This window comes from Streptomyces sp. 12E (assembly GCF_055633275.1).
The window spans coordinates 3110377-3129259 of record NZ_JBVNCJ010000001.1 but is presented as its reverse complement, the minus strand read 5'-3'; the positions used below and the strand labels follow the sequence as shown (position 1 = coordinate 3129259).

The window sequence follows — 18883 nt, the reverse complement described above, 5'->3', positions numbered from 1 at the left end:
CGTTGTGTGCCGGAGACCTTACAAGAGGATCAGTTCGCGAAGGCCGCGACGCGTCACTTCCACGACGCGGACTACCTCCACACCGACAGCCGCCTGCCGTCCGCGGACCACCTGTACGGCTTCGCGGCGGAGTGCGCGACGAAGAGCCTGCTGCTGCGGTTCACGGATGTGGCGATCGGGCCGTCCAGGAAGCCGGAGGTCGTGGATCCGGCGGACCCAGAGAAGCCCCTGCAGTTCGGCCACGTCGACCAGTTGGTCCGTGAGGTGAGGCTGTGGGCGCACGGACGGGGAGGGGCAGCCCTGCACTCGGTACTCGAAGGCGACCTCCATGCGTTCAAGAGGTGGAGTGTCAGCACCCGGTACTCCGACGGAACGTACGCCCAGTCCGATGTGGTCGAGCGGCGCCGGGACGCGGCGCGTCGCATACTCTGTCTGCACGAACAGGCCCTGCTAAACGGGAAGTTGCCGTGACGGCACCGGTGGATCCCGTCCGGTTCGACGAAGCTCGCACGCGCGCGTTCGACACCGCGCGCGAGGTGGCCCGGCAGGGCTATCACGTCGTACTGGTGCGGGACGTGCTCGGCCGCTTCTCCCTCGTCGTCGACGACAGGGAGAAGCAGAAGGAGGCCGTGCTCAAGCTCGTGCAGGGCTGGGAGAGGTTGCTCGCCGACCGGCTGGGCCCGTACCGGACAGGTCATCCGGTGTTGCTGGCCTCGAAGATGTTCTCGTCGGACACCCTGCTGGCGTCCCCGCGCGCGGTCGCGGATCCCGAAGGAACGTCCGAGAAGGGCTCCGTGCGCTTCCTCGACAACACCGTGGTCGGTGAGGACTGGGCGAAGGTGTCCCCGCTCGTCGACGGGGCGAGCAGTACGCGTGCCCACCGCACCGCGCTGTACGGGTTCAAGGGCGGCGTGGGCCGTACGACCGCCACGGCCGTGCTGGCACGCGCCCTGGCCGACCGGGGCCACGTGGTCCTGGTCGTCGACCTGGACCTGGAATCCCCGGGCGCTGGCCCGCTCCTCATGGGACAGGACCTCCCCCCGCACGGACTGGTGGACCACCTCGTGGAGGCCGCCGTCGGCAGCGCCGACGGCCTGGAGATGGTGATCCGCACCCTCTACGACCCGCCCCGCGCGGACGACGGCCGGTTCGGGGAGCTGTGGGTGGCGCCGGCCCGGGGAGGGGGTGGCGGAGACGCGTCCTACTCGTACGCCGACAAGCTGAACCGCGTCTATGCGAATACCGTCGACGCGTCCTTCGCGGAGCGCCTGGAGCAGGCCGTGTGCGCCTGCGAGGAGGCGGTGGAGCGGGACAGCGACACCGGCCACCGCCCGGACGTGGTCCTCCTGGACAGCCGGGCCGGCATCCACGACGTCGCCGCCGTGACCATCTCCCGGCTGTGCGACCTCGCCCTGCTGTTCGGCGGGAACAACGAGCAGACGTGGATGGGCTACGGCGACCTGTTCGCCGCCTGGCACTCGCTGGGGCAGGCGCCGCACATCCGGGAGAAGCTGCGCATGGTGGCCTCGATGGTGCCGGACTCGGTGCACTATCCGATGGACGCCTATCTGGAGGCCTTCCGGGAACGGGCGTTCGAGTGCTTCGAGGTGCTGTACGACACGGTGGCGCCGGTCGACGTGGGAGCCGAGGGCGCCTCCGCGGACGGGATCGCCACGGCGCGGGACGACGAGCAGGCACCCCACTTCGCCATCCCGATCCTGTTCGAGCCGGGCCTGGTCGGCATGGATGCGAGCAACGCACCGGGCTGGCAGGAACGCGCCTTCGTGCAGGCCGCGTACCGTGACTTCCTCGACGGAGTCATCACGCTGATCGAGGCGGCACTGGAGGCCGGCCGGGAAGAGGAAGGGGCGCGAGCGACATGACGGACGAGATCCCCCTCACCGCACACGAGTACCGGGACCTGCTGTCGTCGGCCCTGGAGGACTCCCTCCACGCCGACACCCGGACGCCGACCGCGCACACCCTGTTCATGCCGGACTCGCACCGCACCGCCCTGTACGTCGACAACGTGGTGGTGCCCGGCGGGCGGGGCGTCGGCAAGACGTTCTGGTACCAGACCCTGCTCGACGAACGGCTGCGCGAGGTCGCCGCGGCCGAGTACCGCATCAACCGGCTGCGCCGGCTGCGGGTCCATCCCGGGCACGGGATGAACCTGGACCACGACCACTATCCGGGGCCGCCGACCCTGCGGGGCCTGGTCGAGGCCGGGGAGGACCCGTACGACATCTGGTACGCGGTCCTGCTAACGGCGCTCGGGCAGGAGGACCTGCGCGGCCTGTCCGAGTGGCGGGACAGGGTGGTGTGGGTGCGCACCCACACGGACGAGGCCCAGCGCACGGTGGAACGGGCGGACCGGGAGGCGCACGGGGCGAACATCGTCCACCTGCTGCTCTTCGACGCGTTGGAGCACCTGCACGCCGACCGGGCCCAGGCGGACCGGCTGGTCGTCGGCATCCTGCGGCTGGCCCTGCAGATGCGGTTCGGCACGCGCAACATCCGGCTCAAGGTGTTCATCCGCCCCGACATGTTCGAGGCGGCCACCCTCACCTTCGCCGACGCCTCGAAGCTCTCCTCCGGTTACGCGTCGAGCCTGGAGTGGACCCACACCGACCTGTACGGGCTGCTCTTCCACTGTCTGGGCAACGAGGACGACGACCAGGCCGGTCTGGCGCGGCGGTTCCGGGCGGCCACCGGCGGCTGGGCGACCGACGAGACGGTCGGCCGGCACGAGCCGCCCCTGTCGCTGCGCAACGTCGCGGAGGTCCAGGAGAAGCTCTTCACGGAGATCGCGGACCCGTTCATGGGCGGAAACTACCGCAAGGGGAAGCCCTACACCTGGCTGCCGAACCACCTCAAGGACGGCAACGGCAAGATCAGTCCGCGCAGCTTTCTCCAGGCCCTGGTGACGGCCGCCGAGGCGACCCGCTCAGGGCACCACGCCCACGACCGGGCCCTGCACCACGAGGCGATCCGCGCCGGGGTGCAGGCCGCATCGAAGCGGCGGGTCGACGAGGTCGGGGAGGACACCCCGTGGGTGAAACTGGCGATAAAGCCGCTCGCCGGCTGCCAGGTGCCCATCGCGGAGCCGGCGGTGCTCCACCGGTGGAAGGAGGAGGACCTGCCGGTGGCGCTGGCCGAGGACGTGGCCCAGTACGCCCAGGCCGACCGGCCCTCCCTGGTCCGTACCGGCCCCCGCCACCCGGACGACCTGCCCCGGCTGGTCGAGGAGCTGATCGAACTGGGCGTGATGACCCGGCGCCGCAGCGACGGCCGGCTGGACCTGCCCGACGTGTACCGGATCGCGTTCGGGCTGGGACGCATGGGAGGGGTGCCGCGGCCGAAGGCGTAGCCGCCGCCGGGCGCCGTCGGGTCCCGGTGGACCTCATATCCCTGTCAGGTTTACAAAGTCAACCTGGCAGGATGGGCTGACATGCCGTGTCCACAGTCCACACGGTGGGTCGGTCGGGATGGAGAGAATCGCCGGTGTCGTCTGAGGAAGTCCGTGCCGTGGAAGCGCCTGCGGGTGTGGTGCCGCGGCAGGGCGTGCTGCTGAAGGAACTGCAGAAGCAGGTCGTGCTGCTGGAGGAGGACCTCAGGCAGCGGTCGGCCACCGAGGAGTTCGCGCCGTCCCTCCTCGCCGAGTACGAGCGGGCGAGTGGCGAGGGCGGCCGGACGGGCGTCGGCTATGAGACCTGGCTCGACGAACGGCTGGTGCAGATCGCCGCCGCCTGGGTCCTGGCCTGCGTCTTCGTCCGGTTCAGCGAGGACAACGGACTGATCCCGGAGGCCTGGCTGTCGGGCCCCGGCGAGCGGCTGTCCGAGGCGCAGGACCGCCACGACGACTACTTCCGCAAGCACCCGGAGCACAACGACCGCGACTGGCTCCTGGAGGCGTTCGGCGCGCTGCGTGACGCCCACCCTACGGCCGCGGGCCTGTTCGACAAGCGGTTCAACCCGCTGTGGGAGGTCACCCCCTCCTATGTCGCCGCCACCCGACTGCTGGGCTTCTGGCGCGAACGGGACGCGGAGGGCCGCATCCGCCACGACTTCACCGACCCCGAGCTGGACACCCGCTTCCTCGGCGACCTCTACCAGGACCTCTCCGAGCACGCCCGTAAGACCTACGCGCTGCTCCAGACGCCGACGTTCGTCGAGTCGTTCATCCTCGACCTGACGCTGGAACCGGCGGTGGAGGAGTTCGGCCTGGACCCGGTGTGGAAGCGCCGGCCGGAGGGCTGGCGCGGGGAGGTCGACGAGGACGGCCGGGTGCACGGCCTGCGCTGCATCGACCCCGCGTGCGGCTCCGGGCACTTCCTGCTCGGCCTGTTCGACCGGATTTACAAGAAGTGGCGTGTGCTGGAGCCCGGTGTGGACAAGTGGGTGCACATCCGGCGCGCCCTGGAGTCCGTCCACGGCGCGGACAAGAATCCGTACGCCGCCTCGATCGCACGGTTCCGGCTGCTGGTCGCCGCGCTGAAGGAGGGCGGCGTACGGGAGCTGCGGCGCGCGCCGGCCATGCCCATCCGGGTGGCGGTGGGGGACTCGCTGCTGCACGGACGCGAGGCGGGCCAGGAGGCCGACCGGACGCTCGACGACGCGGCCCGTGAGGAGGTCTTCACGTACCGGACGGAGGACGTCAAGGAGTACGTGCGGGAAGTGGACCTGCTGGGACGGGGCTCGTACCACGTGGTGGTGGCGAACCCGCCGTACATCACGGTTAAGGACAAGCAGGAGAACCAGAACTACCGGGACGTGTACTGGGCCTGCTCGGGCAAGTACGCGTTGTCGGTGCCGTTCGCGCAGAGGATTTTCGAGCTCGCGCTGCGGGCGAGTGGTAGCCGTCAGGACGGCGGTTTCACCGGGCAGATCACGGCGAACTCGTTCATGAAGAGGGAGTTCGGCAAGGTTCTGATCGAGTCGTTCTTCCACGGGGGTCCCTACAAGGACCCGAAGAGCAAGCGGAAGCGTGACTTCGGTGGCGTGGATCTGACGCATGTGATCGATACGTCGGGGGCTTACATTCCGGGGCACGGTACGCCGACGGTGATTCTGGTCGGGCGGAACCAGGTGGCTCGGCAGGCTAAGCCCATCCGGGCTGTGTTTGGGGTTCAAGGAGAGCCCGGTCCACCGCCTGATGCTGCACAGGGGAAGGTATGGCGGGCGATCGTTGGGCAATTGAGTAAGGTTGGCAGCGAGTCGGATTGGGTGAGCGTTGAGGATGCTGCGCGAGGAAGGTTTTCGAAGCATCCGTGGTCGCTGAGCGGGGGTAGTGGCCCGGTGATGGACATCATTGAGGCTGCTGCAGTGCAGAAGCTGTCGGATCTTGTCGAAGCGATCGGGATCACCGCGGTTACAGGAGAAGATGATCTGTATCTCCTGCCTCGTAACGGCGCGGCTTCGCGGCTAGGCGTTGCGGTGACGCGCCCAATCGTAACGGGTGACGTAATTCGTGACTATATGGCGCAACCTGAACTTGACTCGATTTGGGTGTACGGCCATGATTTTGGCGCGCTTCCTTGGGATAGTATTGGAACAACGCGTCGCGTATTGGTTCCGTATCGTTCCGCTATTTCTGCGCGCAGGCGATTCGGTGTGCCGATGCTCGAAAAGGGTATGTCGTGGTATGAGTGGCAAGAGGTGTATCCGAACAAGCTTAGCACTGCATTGTCGATTACGTATGCTGAAGTTGCTACTCACAACCACTTTGCTCTGGATCGAGGTGGTAATGTATTCAAGCAGACGGCTCCGGTGATTAAGTTTCCTGAAGGGGTTGATGAAGAGTCTTATCTGCAAATCTCGGGGCTTCTGAATTCTTCGTCCGCATGCTTCTGGATGAAGCAATCCAGTCATGCAAAGGGTGGTAGCGGGATAGGGCGAGGCGTGCAAGATGAGGCGTGGGAGAATAGGTACGCTTTCAATGCGACAAGGTTGAAGGAATTTCCTATTCCCGAATCAATTCCTCCTCGCTTTTCGAGAGTTATTGATGCTCTTGCTCGGGAATTTTCAGAAAATGACCCTTGTGCTGTTGCTGCAACTGGAACCCCTACTCGAACTGTCCTGCACGAAGCCCGTAAGTCCCAGGCTCGTATCCGTTCAAAAATGATCCTCCTCCAGGAGGAGCTTGATTGGGTTGTATACGGCTCATACGGGCTGCTCACGACTAAGGAAGTCGCCCGAGCGACACTGTCAGGCGACCCCGCCGAGCTGGCCGACAATAATGCGCTTCAACTCGCTCTCGGTCAGCGTGCCTTTGAGATCGTGCTTAGGCAGAAGGTTGACGCCGGAGAGATCAAGACCGCCTGGTTCGAGCGGCATGGATCCACCGACACTGCCGTCGCCGGCATCCCCACCGAATGGCCCGAGGAATACAAGAAGGTCGTGCAGGCGAGGCTCGACATCATCGCTTCCAACAAGGAAATCCGGCTGCTCGAACGCCCTGAGTACAAGCGGCGTTGGTCCATCGAGGATTGGGAGAAGCGGGAAGCCGCCGCTCTCCGGGCCTGGCTGCTGGACGCGGCCGAGCGTGAGGAGCTGTGGTTCGAGGAGCGGGGTGACTACACCTCTCCCCGTACTCTTACCGTCTATCAGCTTGCCGACGCCTTGCGGCATGATGGTGAGGTGGAGTCGGTTCGCGCCCTGTACGCGGCCGACCACCTCAAGAAGCCCGAGGCGTCCCTCGCCACCGTGCTCCAAGCCGTCATCGAGAACGAGCACGTGCCTTATCTAGCTGCACTCCGCTACAAGGAGTCCGGTCTACGCAAGCGCGCTCAGTGGGAACACGTCTGGGAGCAGCAGCGCAAGGAGGACCGCGACGGCGTGCACCTGGACATCAAGGTCCCGCCGAAGTACAGCGGTGCCGACTTCCTCCGGCACTCCTACTGGTCGAACCGCGGCAAGCTCGACGTGCCGAAGGAGCGGTTCATCTCCTACCCCGGTGCCTCTACCGACGGTGACCCGTCCCTGCTGCTCGGCTGGGCGGGCTGGAACCACAAGGACCAGGCCGAGGCCCTCGTCAACCTCATCAACGATCGTACGGAGGAGGGCTGGCAGGTTGAAGACCCACGGTTCGTGCCGCTGCTGGCCGGGCTCATGGAGGTCATGCCCTGGGTCCACCAGTGGTACGACGAGTACGACGAGGAGTGGGGCGACAGCCCCGCCCGCGAGTTCCAGACGGCGCTGAACAAGGGCCGCACCGTTCGTGGGCTCTCGGAGGCCGACCTCCGCGACTGGCGCCCGGAGAAGCGGCGGGGCGGACGGGCGAAGGCCGCCGAGTAGCAGTGAGACGGGACTGTCAGTCGGCGGTCCCGTCTTCATTTGCCGGTGCGTTGATGGAGGGTGCTTCAGGGCGTACGAACGTTCCCTTGATGGGAACGGTGATGACCAGCCCTTGGTCGCGTAGGTCGCGGACGGCTCGACGGATGGTGTTGACGGCTACGCCGTACTGCTCCGCGAGATCGCGTTCAGCAGGGAGACGTGCGCCCGCGGGGAGCCGCCCGGTACGGATCTGCTCAGCGATGTGGTGCACGACCTGTAGGTACACGTAGACATGACTTGCCGGGTCGGGTCTCCACTCACGCTCATCAGACATGGATGCACGCTAAAGCGGGGAAAAGCAGCGCACCACGTACGGGTGCAACCGTATGCTTCCTATTGCTACCTAACGCATCCTGCGGCAAAGTGGCGGACAAGAGACCCCGGCGAGGTGGCTAGACCTCCCGGGGCGCGGCCAACGCTGTAAAGGAGCGTCGACATGCACGACCTTATCCGCCGCCTCACCCATTGGCTGGGTCTTCTCTTCGGTCCCGGCACCGGCACCCACCGCGCGGGTGACCTCCGTCCCGTGCACCTCACCACTGGCCCCGCCCTCGCCACCGACTCTGTCTGCCTCCCCCTCCACCGCTCCCCGTACTGCCTGCACCTCCCCCTCGACGGCGTCGACTCCCGCCTCGTCCGCCCCTACCTCACCGCCCACGAACAGGAACGCGCACGTCAGCGGCGTCGCCGCAGGGTCACCCTCGTCCTCGCCGCCGACTTCGGGATCGACCTCGACCAGCACCTCCTCGGCGCGGGGAAGGTGGCCGCGTGATGGAGTCGTACCCCTCGCTCCGGCTGCTGCCCTGGTCCACGCCGGACGGAAAGCCCTGCTTCCTCGCCAACGGTGAGGACGACGGATACGTCTCGCGGCTGGCCGACGAGATGGAGGCCCAGCAGCTCGCCGACGGCCTGGACGTGCTCGAGCGTGCCCGGCGCGTGCTGGAGGATCCGCTGTCCCCGCACGTCGAGGTGCGGTACGGCGCCATCCGGCTCACCGAGTGCCTCGCCGACGCCCTGCGTATCGCGGAGTCCCGCGGGCGACGTCTGCCCCGGCCCGCCGCCGAAGGCGACGACCACGACGTCACCACTCCCGGCGACGACCCCGAGGCCGCCCCCTCCCCGGAGCAGTCCCCCTGACCGGCACCCCTGCCACCCCGCTCCCGCGCACCATCCACCCCCGCCCCGCCGAGCTGGCAGGATGGAAGGGTTGTGTGCGGGGTGCGGGTGACCGCTGGGCCCCGCCGGACAGCCGGCCGGGTGGCGGTCGGGCGGGACGCTGTGGGAAGCAGGGGCGGTTGATGGCCAGGGGCGGAAACGTCGTACTGAAGGACGTCCTCGACATCAGGGAAGACGCCCAGGCGGGCGACTTCAAGGTCGAGCTCTCCCAGGGATTCGGCGGCTCCTCGGCCGGCTCCGTGGCGGACTACGTCGTCACCGAGCAGCTGGCCAAGGAGTTCGACAAGGCGTTGCGGATGGTGCGCGGCGCCGTGCGGAAGAACACCTCGTACGCCGCCTACCTGCACGGATCGTTCGGTTCCGGTAAGAGCCACTTCCTGACCGTGCTGCACGCCGTGCTCAACGGCGACCCGGACGTCCGGACCAAGCCCCGGCTGCGCGAGGTGATCGCGGAGCACGGCGACTGGCTGCCGGGCCGGAAGTTCCTCATGGTGCCGTACCACCTGATCGGTTCCGCCAACCTGGAGTCGGCCCTGCTGGGCGGCTACGTCAAGACCGTGCGGTCCCTCCACCCCGAGGTGCCCGTTCCCACGGTCTACAAGTCGGACGCGCTGCTGGAGGACGCCCGCACGCTGCGGCACTCGCTCGGCGACGACGCGTTCGTCCGGCTGCTGCCCAGCGCGGGAACGACCGCCCCCGCCCCCGTCGCCGCGGACGGCCTCGCCCCCATCGGCGCCGTCGCCCCCACACCGTGGACCGCCGCCGAGCTGGACGCCGCCTTCGCCGCACCCGCCGGCGACCCGGGGCGCGAGCGCCTGGTGACGGCCCTGATCAACGGGCCCATGAAGTCGTACGCGGCCAGCGCGGCCGGCGGCGCCGACACGTTCGTCTCGCTCGACGACGGCCTCAGCACGGTCAGCAAGCACGCCCGCTCACTCGGCTACGACGGCGTGGTGCTGTTCCTGGACGAGCTGATCCTCTGGCTCCAGGCCCGGATGCGGGAGCGGACCTGGGTCAACGAGGAGATCCAGAAACTCGTCAAACTGATCGAGTCGGACAACCCCGACCGGCCCGTGCCGATCATCTCCTTCATCTCCCGCCAGCGGGACCTGTCCCAGCTCGTCGGCAAGGACATCCTCGGCTCCGACGTGCAGAACATGGAGAACGCGCTCGAGTACCTCAGGAAGCGCTTCACCGTGATCAACCTGGAGGACCGCAACCTCCCGGAGATCATCAAGGAGCGGGTGCTCAAGCCCCGGCCGGGACAGGAAGAGGTCCTGCAGGCCGCCTTCCGCGGTATCGACAAGTCCAACCAGCAGGTCAAGGACGTCCTGCTGGACGAGGAGGGCACCACCCGCGCCGACTGGGAGGACTTCCGGGCCGTCTACCCGCTGTCGCCCGCGCTGCTGAACGTGCTCGTCGCGCTGTCCGGCGCGCTCCAGCGCGAGCGCAGCGGTCTGCAGCTCGTCCAGCAACTCCTGGAGAAGAACGCCGACGCCCCCCTCGGCCGGCTCATCCCGCTCGGCGACCTGTGGGACGTCCTCGACGACGAGACTGGGGCCGCCTTCACCGACCGGCTCGCGCACGAGGCCGACGTGGCGAGGAAGTTCCACGGCAAGGCCCGCGAGTTCCTGCTCGGCAAGTACGGCCGCGCCGACCACCCCGAGTTCGCCGCCGACGAGCGCTTCGTCAAGACACTGCTGCTCGCCGCCCTCGCGCCCGAGGTGCCCGCACTGCGCCGGCTCACCGGCGCCCGGCTCGCCGCCCTCAACCACGGCTCCGTGCACTCGCGGACCGTGCCCGTGGGCGACAAGGTCGCCGAGCGGATGGCGGCGCTGCAGGGCAAGTTCATCACCGAGATCCGCAGCGAGGGGGAGACCGACCCCGTCTTCTCGCTACACCTGTCCGACCTGGACGTCGAACCGATCCTCGACGCGGTCGCCGGCGAAGACCGGGACGGCGTGCGCCGGGTGTGGGTGCGCGACCGGCTGTGGGAGCTCCTCGGCGTCAGGCAGGGTGAGATCTTCGACCAGAAGGACATTGTCTGGCGCGGCACCAAGCGCACGGTCGAGTTCGTCTTCGGTAACGTCTGCGACTCCCGCAGGATGCCCGACGAGCAGTTCGGCCCCGGCACCCGGGGCCACGTCCGCATCGTCGTCGACTACCCGTGGGACGAGGACGACAGCCGCCGCCCGTCCTACGACTACCAGCGGGTCATGGAGCTGAAGGACAACGGAGTAGAAGAGCCCACCCTGGTGTGGCTGCCCGACTTTTTCTCCGAGCAGCGCAAGGCCCAGCTCGGCCGGCTGATGCGGATCTCCTTCCTGCTGGAGCGCAACCGGCTCGACGAACACACCCGCACCCTCGCCCCGGACGACCGCGCCAAGGTCCGCCGCCAGCTGGAGATGGGCCGCGACAACCTCACCGGCACCCTGGTGCAGTCGCTTGGCGAGGTCTACGGCATCGCCGCACCCAGGGAGGGCACCAAGGGCGCCGAGGTCGTCGACGGTCGTCACGTGCTGTCGCTGTGGCCGAAGTTCCCGCGGCCCGAGCCCGAGGGCGGCAAGACGTTCGCCGACAACGTGCTCCACCTCGCGGACGGTCTGTTCGGCGCGCTCCACGACAAGCACCCCGACTTCGGCCCCGACGCCCGGGGCCAGCGCAAGGCCGTCACCGCGGGGGAGCTGCGCACCACCCTGGAATGGATCACGCGGGCCATGGACGAGGAGGGCCGCGTCGAGATCCACAACAACAGCGAACTGGCCACCGTCAAGCGCATCGTGGAACCGCTGGAACTCGGCACCGTCCACGACGGCCCGCTCGTGCTGCGCGCGGAGTGGCGCACCCGCATCAACCAGGTCGCCGCCAGGCACGGGGAACGCGAACTGCTGAAGGCCGAGGACATCCGCCGCTGGATCGCCGAGGACCTCGGCCACACCGGCCTCGACCGGGGCGTGGAGAACCTGCTCATCGCCGTGTATGCGCTGCTCGACGACCGGGCCTGGGTGTACCACTCCGGCCCGGAGACCGCGGCGCCCGACCTGATGTCCATCGGGCCCGGCTGGGCCCTGCGCGCCCAGCCGCTGCCCTCCAAGGAGGCGTACGAGGCCGCCCGGGACCAGGCCGCCCGCCTGTTCGGCGTCCCCGCCAAGCCCAACCCCTACGCCCGCCACGTCAGCAAGCTCGCCGAGGACGTCCGCGCCAAGGCCGGGAAGCTCGAGGAGGACGTGGTGGCCGTACGCGCCACCCTAGAGCGGCACGCCGCCCTGCTCGGACTCGACGGCAGCGAGCCCGCCCCGCGCTCAGCCGTGCTGCGCGAAGCCGCCGGGCTGCTCGCCCGGCTCGGCCGGCACACCACCGACGCGACCGCCCTGGTCGAGGAGCTGGCCGCCGTCTCCTACGGGACACCTGCCCGCGAACTGGCGCACGCCATGGAGAGCGCCGCCGACGTCCTGGCCGCCCTGGACGCCACCGACTGGCGGCTGCTGACCAGCGTCCGCGAGCTCGCCGGGCGCGACGACAGTGTCGGCGACCGGGCCGGACGGCTCCTCGCCCAGATCACCGAGGCCGCCCGCGCCCCAGAATACGAACGGCCCCTGGTGCCGGTGCTCGGCGGCGTCCGGGACACAGCGATGGCGATCGTCGACGCGGCCCTCCGGGTGGAACGGACCGCGCCGTTGCCGCCGGTCCCCCCCGCCCCGCCCGCGCCGGGCCCGGAGCAGGTGCCACTGACCGACCACGGGAACCCGCCCGTGCCCTCGCAGCCGGTCCTGCCGCGCCCCACCGAAGGAGAGCCCACCCTGCCGCCCGCGGGAGCCGAGGCCAGTACGACCGCTCCCGGCGGCGCGACCGGAGCGGCGGCCGTCTCCGGTCGGGGGGTCCGCCGGGTCATCGGCGCCGGGAGCAGCGGCCTGGAGAGCCTGCTGACCGAGCTGGCCGCCGTACGGCAGGAGATCGAGCAGTTCCGCGCCGGGAACCCGGACACCGAGGTGGAGATCATCTGGCGGACGGCCGACGGCACCGGCCGGGAGGCCGACCGGGAGACCGGTGGCGCGGACACCGGAGGTACGCGGTGACGCCTTCGCGTCCCGTCGTCGGACGGCGCGCCATCGAGGTGCTGCTGCAGGCCGAACTCCCGAAGGCCGAGGGACAGCGGCTCGTCCTGGTCGACGCCGCCTACGAGGCCCGCGGCCGGGAGACCGAGTTCAGCCTGCGCGTCGACGGCCGGACCCGCCGGATCCGCATCAGCGACCAGGACTCCGTGCTCGGCGTCGTGGACGCCTGGCGGCACCACCGCGCCGAGGCTGACCCGGACGGCGCCGACGTGCTGGTCGTCACCGGACACGTCCCCGCCGACCAGCTCGGCTGGGACCTGCGCGCCCACGCCGTGCGCCACCACCCCCTCGCCGTCGACCGCGCCGACATCGTCAAGCAGCTCTTCGGCGCCACCGACCTCGACAGCCGCATGGCCGGGGAACGGTGGCTCCTCGACGCCCTCCTGGAGGCCGAACCCGTCGACGGCTGGCCCCGCGCCGGCACCGTCCTCACTCGCGACCGCGCGGTGCGGGCCCTCATCGCCGCACGACTCGGACTCGGCGACACCACCGCCGACACCCTCGACCTCGACCCCGACACCCTGTTCATCTGGACCCGCACCCCGGACGGACCGGAACGCTTCGCCGCCCTGCCCCCCGCCGAACGCGAGGGGATCGGCGAATGGCTCGCCCAGACCGTCGGGTTCGCCGCACCCACCCTGCTCGCCCTCGCCGCCGACGGCCGCGGCACGGACGCCCTGCCGCTCGGGGCACTCGCGTCGGCGGCGCTCTCCTCCTCCTCGGCCGAAGCCGCCGGATTCGCCCTCGGCACCCTCTTCGGCCCCGCCCTGCCCTCCTTCGACGCGCTGCGGCCCTTCGCCAACGCCGCGACCGGCGTCCTCAGCCGCTGGATCGCCCAGGCCGAGGGCAGCGGCCCCCAGCGAGCCGAGGCCCGCGACCGCGTCCTCGACGTCCTCCACCGCGCCGACCAGCTCGCCGCCGAAGTGCGGCTGAGCCCGCTGCTCGGCGCCGACCGGCTGCTCCCCTCCGGCTACCAGGCCCGGCTGCGCCGGCTGGCCGGCCTCCTCGACGGACCGGCCGCACCCGCCGAAGCCGCCCTGCACGACCTGACGGAACACCACCTCAGCGGCCTCTACGCCGAGCGCACCGAGACGGCCCGCACCGCCGTCCGGCTGGTGCGCTGGACGCAGACCCCCCTGCCGCCGGTCGAGTCGGTGGCCCAGGGCGTCCGTTCCCACCTGGCCTCCTCCGGCTGGGCCGACCTCGCCGTGGGCGTCCTAGCCGAAGGGGAGACGTCCCGGGACCCCGCCGTCGCGGACGCCTACCAGCGGCTCATCGAGGCCGTCCGCACCCGCCGCACGCGGCTCGACGAGGCGTTCGCCCGACGGCTCGCCCGGTGGACGGAGACCGCGTCCCAGCAGGCGCCCGGTGGCGCCCTGCTGATCGAGGACGTCCTCGCGGAGGCCGCCGCACCCCTCGCCCGCGACGGCGGTAAGCCGCTGATCCTGGTCCTGGACGGGATGAGCGCCGACGTCGCCGTCCAGCTCGCCGGTGAACTCGACCGGCGGGTGTGGACCGAGGTCGTCCCCAAGCCCCGGCCCGGCGCCGAGGCCGCCCGGCAGGCGGCGGTGTCGATGCTCCCGTCCGTCACCCGGACCAGCCGCGTCTCCCTGCTGTGCGGGCAGCCGGCCGACGGCGGACAGGACAGGGAACGCGCGGGCTTCACCACCTTCTGGAAGAAGCGCCACCGGGGCGCCCACCTCTTCCACAAGGGCGGCTACGAAGGACCGCCCGGCCACCGACTGGCCCCAGAGCTCCTCCAAGTCCTGGCCGGCGATGACATCGTCGCGGTCGTGCTCAACACCATCGACGACGCGTTGACCGACGGTCGGGAAGGCGCCCGCGGCCGGTGGTCGCTCGGCGACGTCGCCAAGCTGCCCGACCTGCTGAACGCCGCCCGCGACTACGGACGGCCCGTCGTCCTTGTCTCCGACCACGGCCACGTCCTCGACCGCACCCCGCGCGGGCAGCAGATGCCTGCCGCCGACGGCGTCCAGGGCGCCCGGTGGCGCACCGGAACCCCCGGCGACGGCGAGATCGCAGTGGCCGGACCGAGGGTGCGGACCGACGGCGGGCGGGCCGTCCTGCCATGGCGGGAGGACCTGCGTTACACCGCGCGGCAGGCCGGCTACCACGGTGGGGCCTCCCTCGCCGAGATCACCGTGCCCGTCATCACCTTCGTGCCGTCCACCGACCGGATCCCCGCCGGATGGACCCTGCTCCCCGCCGAACGCGTCGCGCCCGGCTGGTGGCACGGGGGAGACGAGGGCTCGCCCTCCGTCTCCGGAACCGAGGCCGCTCCCGTCGCCGTCCGGACATCCCTGCCGCAACCGGAGCCGCGCACCGCGGACCGCGCCTCGGCCCCCGGCCGGGCCACGCTCGGAGAGCGGACCGTGCAGTCGACCTCGTACAAGGCACAGCGCGAGTTCGTCCGGCTCGCCCCGGCCGACAAGGCGGTCGCCGCCGTCCTCGACGCCCTGCTCGCCGCGGGCGGGAAACTGTCGCCCGGTGCGGTGGCCGCAGCGGCCCAGACGGCCACCGGCAAGTCGCAGCGCAACCCCGAGCGGTTCGCCACCGTGCTGGAACGCCTGCTCAACATCGACGGCTACCCCGTGCTCCAGCTCGTCGAGTCCGGGCGCACCGTCCAGCTCGACAAGGCGCTGCTCACCCAGCAGTTCCTCGGAGACACGGCATGACCACACCCGGACCGGACATCAGCCTCGCCCGCCGACGGGACGTCATCGACGCCCTCAGGCGCGGCACCGTGCCCCAGACCGGACTCGGCCTGTTCGCCGTCGGACTCGAACGCTTCGAAGCCGCCCTCGACGACGACCTCGCCACCGTGGCCCGCGGCGGTGCGGCCTTCCACGCGCTGCGCGGCGAGTACGGCTCCGGCAAGACGTTCTTCGCGCGCTGGCTCGCCGAACGGGCCAAGCGCCAGGGGCTCGCCGTGAGCGAGGTGCAGATCTCCGAGACGGAGACCCCGCTGCACCGCCTGGAGACCGTCTACCGCAGACTCGTCGAACGCCTCACCACCGCCACCCACCCGCCCTCCGCGCTCCGGGCCGTCGTCGACTCCTGGTTCTACGCCCTGGAGGAGGAGATCCTCGACGGCGGCGACATCGCCGACGACGACGAGGACGCACTCGCGAAAGCCGTCGACGAACTGCTGGAGCGCCGCCTCGCCGAGGTCGCCCGCACCACCCCGGCCTTCTCCGCGGCCCTGCGCGGCTACCGGCGAGCCGTGGCGGCCGGGGACGGCGCACACGCCGAGGCGATGATCTCCTGGCTCGGCGGTCAGCGGTCCGTGGCCGCGTCCGCGAAACGCGCCGCCGGCGTGCGCGGCGACCTCGACCACTTCGGCGCACTCGGCTTCCTGCAGGGCCTGCTCACCGTCCTGCGGGACTGCGGACACCCCGGACTGCTCCTCGTCCTCGACGAGGTGGAAACCCTTCAGCGGGTCCGCAGCGACGTCCGGGAGAAGTCCCTCAACGCGCTCCGCCAGCTCCTCGACGAGATCGACGCCGGCCGGTTCCCCGGACTCTTCCTCGTCATCACCGGCACTCCTGCCTTCTACGACGGGCAGCAGGGCGTCCAGCGCCTGGCTCCGCTGGCCCAGCGCCTGGCCACCGACTTCACCACCGACCCGCGCTTCGACTCCCCACGGGCCGTGCAGCTGCGGCTGCCCGGATTCGACCTCACCGCATTGGGAGAACTCGGGCGCAAGGTACGCGACCTGTACTCGGGAGCAGCCCGTCACCCCGCGCGCCTCACCGAGCGGGCCGACGATGCCTACCTCGACGAACTGGCCCGTGCGGTCACCGGCTCCCTCGGCGGCAAGGTCGGCATCGCGCCCCGGCTCTACCTGCGCAAGCTCGTCGCCGACGTACTGGACCGGATCGACGAGTTCGCCGACTTCGACCCGCGCCTGCACTACGCGCTCACCCTGCGCGGCTCGGAGCTGACCGAGACCGAGCGGAACGCGGTCGCCCGTGCCGGGGACATTGAGCTCACCCTCGACCCGGACCCGTCGTGAGCGCCGTCCCGGAACCGGCCGAGGACGTCTTCGACCTCCTCGATCCCGTCCTCGGCCACCACATCGTCAACTCCCTCGGCTGGCGCTCCCTGCGCCCGCTGCAGGAGACGGCGATCGCACCGCTCCTGGCCGGAGAGGACGCGCTCCTGCTCGCCCCCACCGCCGGAGGCAAGACCGAGGCGGCGGCCTTCCCGCTGCTGACCCGCATGAGCCGGCACGGCTGGAAGGGCACCAGCGTGCTGTACGTGTGCCCGCTCAAGGCACTGCTCAACAATCTGCACCCCAGACTGGCGACCTACACGGAATGGCTGGGCCGCACCGCCGAACTGTGGCACGGCGACGTCACCTCGCCCCGGCGGCGCCGCATCCTCGCCCGGCGTCCCGACGTCCTGCTCACCACACCCGAGTCCCTGGAGTCGATGCTGGTGAGTATCAACGTCGACCACCGCTCCTTCTTCTCCGGACTGCACACCGTGGTCGTCGACGAGGTGCACGCATTCGCCGGTGACGACCGGGGCTGGCACCTGCTGGCCGTCCTGGAGCGCCTGACGCGAGTCGCCGGGCGCCCGCTGCAACGCGTCGGTCTGTCGGCGACCATCGGCAACCCGGAGGAGCTGCTGGCCTGGCTCCAGGGTTCAGGGAAGGGGCGTCGCCCCGCCCGGGTCGTGGCACCCGGCCTGCCCGGGAACGCGGGCGCAGACCGGGTGGAGGAGACGGCCCATGGGACCGGAGCGGTGGCCCCCACGGCACCGCCGCCCGGGGACATCGAACTCGATTACGTCGGCTCCGTGGCGAACGCCGCGACCGTGATCGCAGCCCTCCACCGCGGTGAGAAACGCCTCGTCTTCTGCGAAAGCCGGCGCCTCGTGGAGGAACTGGGCGCCCAGCTCCGGGCGAAGGGCGTCACCACGTTCCTCTCCCATGCCTCCCTCTCGGCCGACGAGCGGCGGCGCGCCGAAGCCGCCTTCGCTGAGGAGCGCGACTGCGTGATCGTCTCCACCAGCACACTGGAGCTCGGCATCGACGTGGGAGACCTCGACCGGGTGATCCAGCTGGACGCGCCGTCCACCGTCGCCTCCTTCCTGCAACGCCTCGGCCGCACCGGCCGACGCCCCGGCACCACGCGCAACTGCCTTTTCCTGGCGGTCCGCCCCGAGGGACTGCTGTCGGCGGCCGCACTGCTGCTCCAGTGGTCCCGGGGCTGGGTGGAACCCGTCGTCGCGCCGCCCGACCCCCGCCACCTGGTCGCCCAGCAACTCCTGGCCCTGTGCCTGCAGGAGAACCGGGTCGGAGAGAGCCTGTGGCGGGAATGGTGGGGTGACATCGGCCCCTTCGGCGCCGGCGCCGAACCCGTCGTCCGCCACCTGACCGAGCAGGGGTACCTGGACCGGGACGGCGGACTCCTCTTCATCGGCCCCGAGGCCGAACGCCGTTATGGCTACCGGCATTTCATGAACCTGACGGCGGTGTTCACGGCACCCCCGGAGTTCACCGTCCTCAACGGCCGCACCGAGATCGGCCGTACGGACCCCGATCTGCTCACCGAGCAGATCGACGGCCCCCGGAAACTGCTCCTCGCGGGCCGCAGCTGGCTCGTCACCTACATCGACTGGAGCCGCAAGCGCTGCTTCGTGGAACCGGCGGATGGCGGGGGACGGGCCCGCTGGAGCGGCTTCGGCGCCGAACGGGTCCGTTCCTTCGCCCTCGCCCGCGCAGCCCGTGACGTTCTCCTGGGCGAGGACCCACCCGTGCGGCTGACCCAACGAGCCACGGTCAAACTCGCCGAGGCGCGCGACGAGAACCTCCACACCGTTCATCCGGGAGGGACGGTGGTCACCCGCTCCGACGGAGACACCCGCTGGTGGACCTGGGCGGGACACCGGGCCAATGCCACGCTGGCCGCCTCACTGCCGTCGGTCGCGGTCCCGCACCGGCGCGCCAACGGCGAGTGGATACGGGTCCGCGACGACGTCACCGCCGAAGGTTGGCGGACGGCCCTCGCGGACACCCGCGCGGGTCTGTGCCTGCCCGATGTCGACGGACACGCCGTCCGCGGCCTGAAGTTCGGTGAGGCCCTGCCGCCCCGGCTCGCCGAGACAACGCTCGCCGTGCGCGGGGCGGACGAGGAAGGCGCCGGCAAGGTCCTTGCGGAGCCGGTGCGTTTTGTGACGCTCGGCAACATGTAGCGCGGGTCTCGGTTCCCGCGACAGCCAGTCAGAGT

Annotated in this window: 11 protein-coding genes; 10 read left to right on the top strand and 1 reads right to left on the bottom strand. The window is 70.3% G+C overall.

The window, feature by feature from the left end; translation table 11 throughout:
* Nucleotides 1-6 precede the first annotated feature (6 nt).
* The 4 genes from ACZ8ZB_RS14430 to pglX all read left to right on the top strand — a co-directional run bounded on the left by ACZ8ZB_RS14430 (nucleotide 7) and on the right by pglX (nucleotide 7296).
* Nucleotides 7-471: a hypothetical protein gene (locus ACZ8ZB_RS14430; protein WP_470738128.1), complete on the top strand. Its 465-nt coding sequence runs from the start codon at nucleotides 7-9 to the stop codon at nucleotides 469-471.
* Nucleotides 468-1883: a KGGVGR-motif variant AAA ATPase gene (locus ACZ8ZB_RS14425; RefSeq protein WP_470738127.1), complete on the top strand. Its 1416-nt coding sequence runs from the start codon at nucleotides 468-470 to the stop codon at nucleotides 1881-1883. Before ACZ8ZB_RS14430 ends, ACZ8ZB_RS14425 begins: the two co-directional genes overlap by 4 nt.
* Nucleotides 1880-3370, top strand: a complete 1491-nt coding sequence (locus ACZ8ZB_RS14420; RefSeq protein ID WP_470738126.1) for a hypothetical protein — start codon at nucleotides 1880-1882, stop codon at nucleotides 3368-3370. Before ACZ8ZB_RS14425 ends, ACZ8ZB_RS14420 begins: the two co-directional genes overlap by 4 nt.
* Nucleotides 3371-3528: 158 nt before the next feature.
* Nucleotides 3529-7296, top strand: a complete 3768-nt coding sequence (gene pglX, locus ACZ8ZB_RS14415; RefSeq protein WP_470738125.1) for a BREX-2 system adenine-specific DNA-methyltransferase PglX — start codon at nucleotides 3529-3531, stop codon at nucleotides 7294-7296.
* Nucleotides 7297-7312: 16 nt separating this feature from the next.
* Here the strand turns inward: pglX and ACZ8ZB_RS14410 are convergent, their stop codons facing one another.
* Nucleotides 7313-7609, bottom strand: a complete 297-nt coding sequence (locus tag ACZ8ZB_RS14410; RefSeq protein ID WP_470738124.1) for a GntR family transcriptional regulator — start codon at nucleotides 7607-7609, stop codon at nucleotides 7313-7315.
* A gap of 162 nt (nucleotides 7610-7771) precedes the next feature.
* Between ACZ8ZB_RS14410 and ACZ8ZB_RS14405 the strand changes: the two genes are divergently transcribed.
* The 6 genes from ACZ8ZB_RS14405 (at nucleotide 7772) to ACZ8ZB_RS14380 (ending at nucleotide 18848) form a co-directional block, all read left to right on the top strand.
* A complete protein-coding gene (locus tag ACZ8ZB_RS14405; protein ID WP_470738123.1) occupies nucleotides 7772-8107 on the top strand; it encodes a hypothetical protein in 336 nt (111 codons plus the stop codon).
* Nucleotides 8107-8472: a hypothetical protein gene (locus tag ACZ8ZB_RS14400; protein ID WP_470738122.1), complete on the top strand. Its 366-nt coding sequence runs from the start codon at nucleotides 8107-8109 to the stop codon at nucleotides 8470-8472. Before ACZ8ZB_RS14405 ends, ACZ8ZB_RS14400 begins: the two co-directional genes overlap by 1 nt.
* A gap of 161 nt (nucleotides 8473-8633) precedes the next feature.
* Nucleotides 8634-12587: a BREX-2 system ATPase PglY family protein gene (locus ACZ8ZB_RS14395; RefSeq protein ID WP_470738121.1), complete on the top strand. Its 3954-nt coding sequence runs from the start codon at nucleotides 8634-8636 to the stop codon at nucleotides 12585-12587.
* Nucleotides 12584-15322 carry a BREX-2 system phosphatase PglZ gene (gene pglZ / locus ACZ8ZB_RS14390; protein WP_470738120.1) on the top strand — a complete coding sequence of 913 codons (2739 nt, stop codon included), beginning with the start codon at nucleotides 12584-12586 and terminating at the stop codon, nucleotides 15320-15322. The genes ACZ8ZB_RS14395 and pglZ overlap by 4 nt, the downstream gene beginning before the upstream one ends.
* Entirely contained in the window at nucleotides 15319-16662 is a 1344-nt protein-coding gene (gene brxD, locus ACZ8ZB_RS14385; protein WP_470738119.1) for a BREX system ATP-binding protein BrxD, read from the top strand. Before pglZ ends, brxD begins: the two co-directional genes overlap by 4 nt.
* Nucleotides 16659-18848: a DEAD/DEAH box helicase gene (locus ACZ8ZB_RS14380; protein ID WP_470738118.1), complete on the top strand. Its 2190-nt coding sequence runs from the start codon at nucleotides 16659-16661 to the stop codon at nucleotides 18846-18848. The genes brxD and ACZ8ZB_RS14380 overlap by 4 nt, the downstream gene beginning before the upstream one ends.
* Nucleotides 18849-18883: the final 35 nt, after the last annotated feature.

Coding starts and splice junctions, on each gene's coding strand:
- brxD (WP_470738119.1), top strand. CDS start 15,319: ATGACCACACCCGGACCGGACATCAGCCTCGCCCGCCGACGGGACGTC.
- ACZ8ZB_RS14405 (WP_470738123.1), top strand. CDS start 7,772: ATGCACGACCTTATCCGCCGCCTCACCCATTGGCTGGGTCTTCTCTTC.
- ACZ8ZB_RS14410 (WP_470738124.1), bottom strand. CDS start 7,609: ATGTCTGATGAGCGTGAGTGGAGACCCGACCCGGCAAGTCATGTCTAC.
- ACZ8ZB_RS14420 (WP_470738126.1), top strand. CDS start 1,880: ATGACGGACGAGATCCCCCTCACCGCACACGAGTACCGGGACCTGCTG.
- ACZ8ZB_RS14395 (WP_470738121.1), top strand. CDS start 8,634: ATGGCCAGGGGCGGAAACGTCGTACTGAAGGACGTCCTCGACATCAGG.
- ACZ8ZB_RS14400 (WP_470738122.1), top strand. CDS start 8,107: ATGGAGTCGTACCCCTCGCTCCGGCTGCTGCCCTGGTCCACGCCGGAC.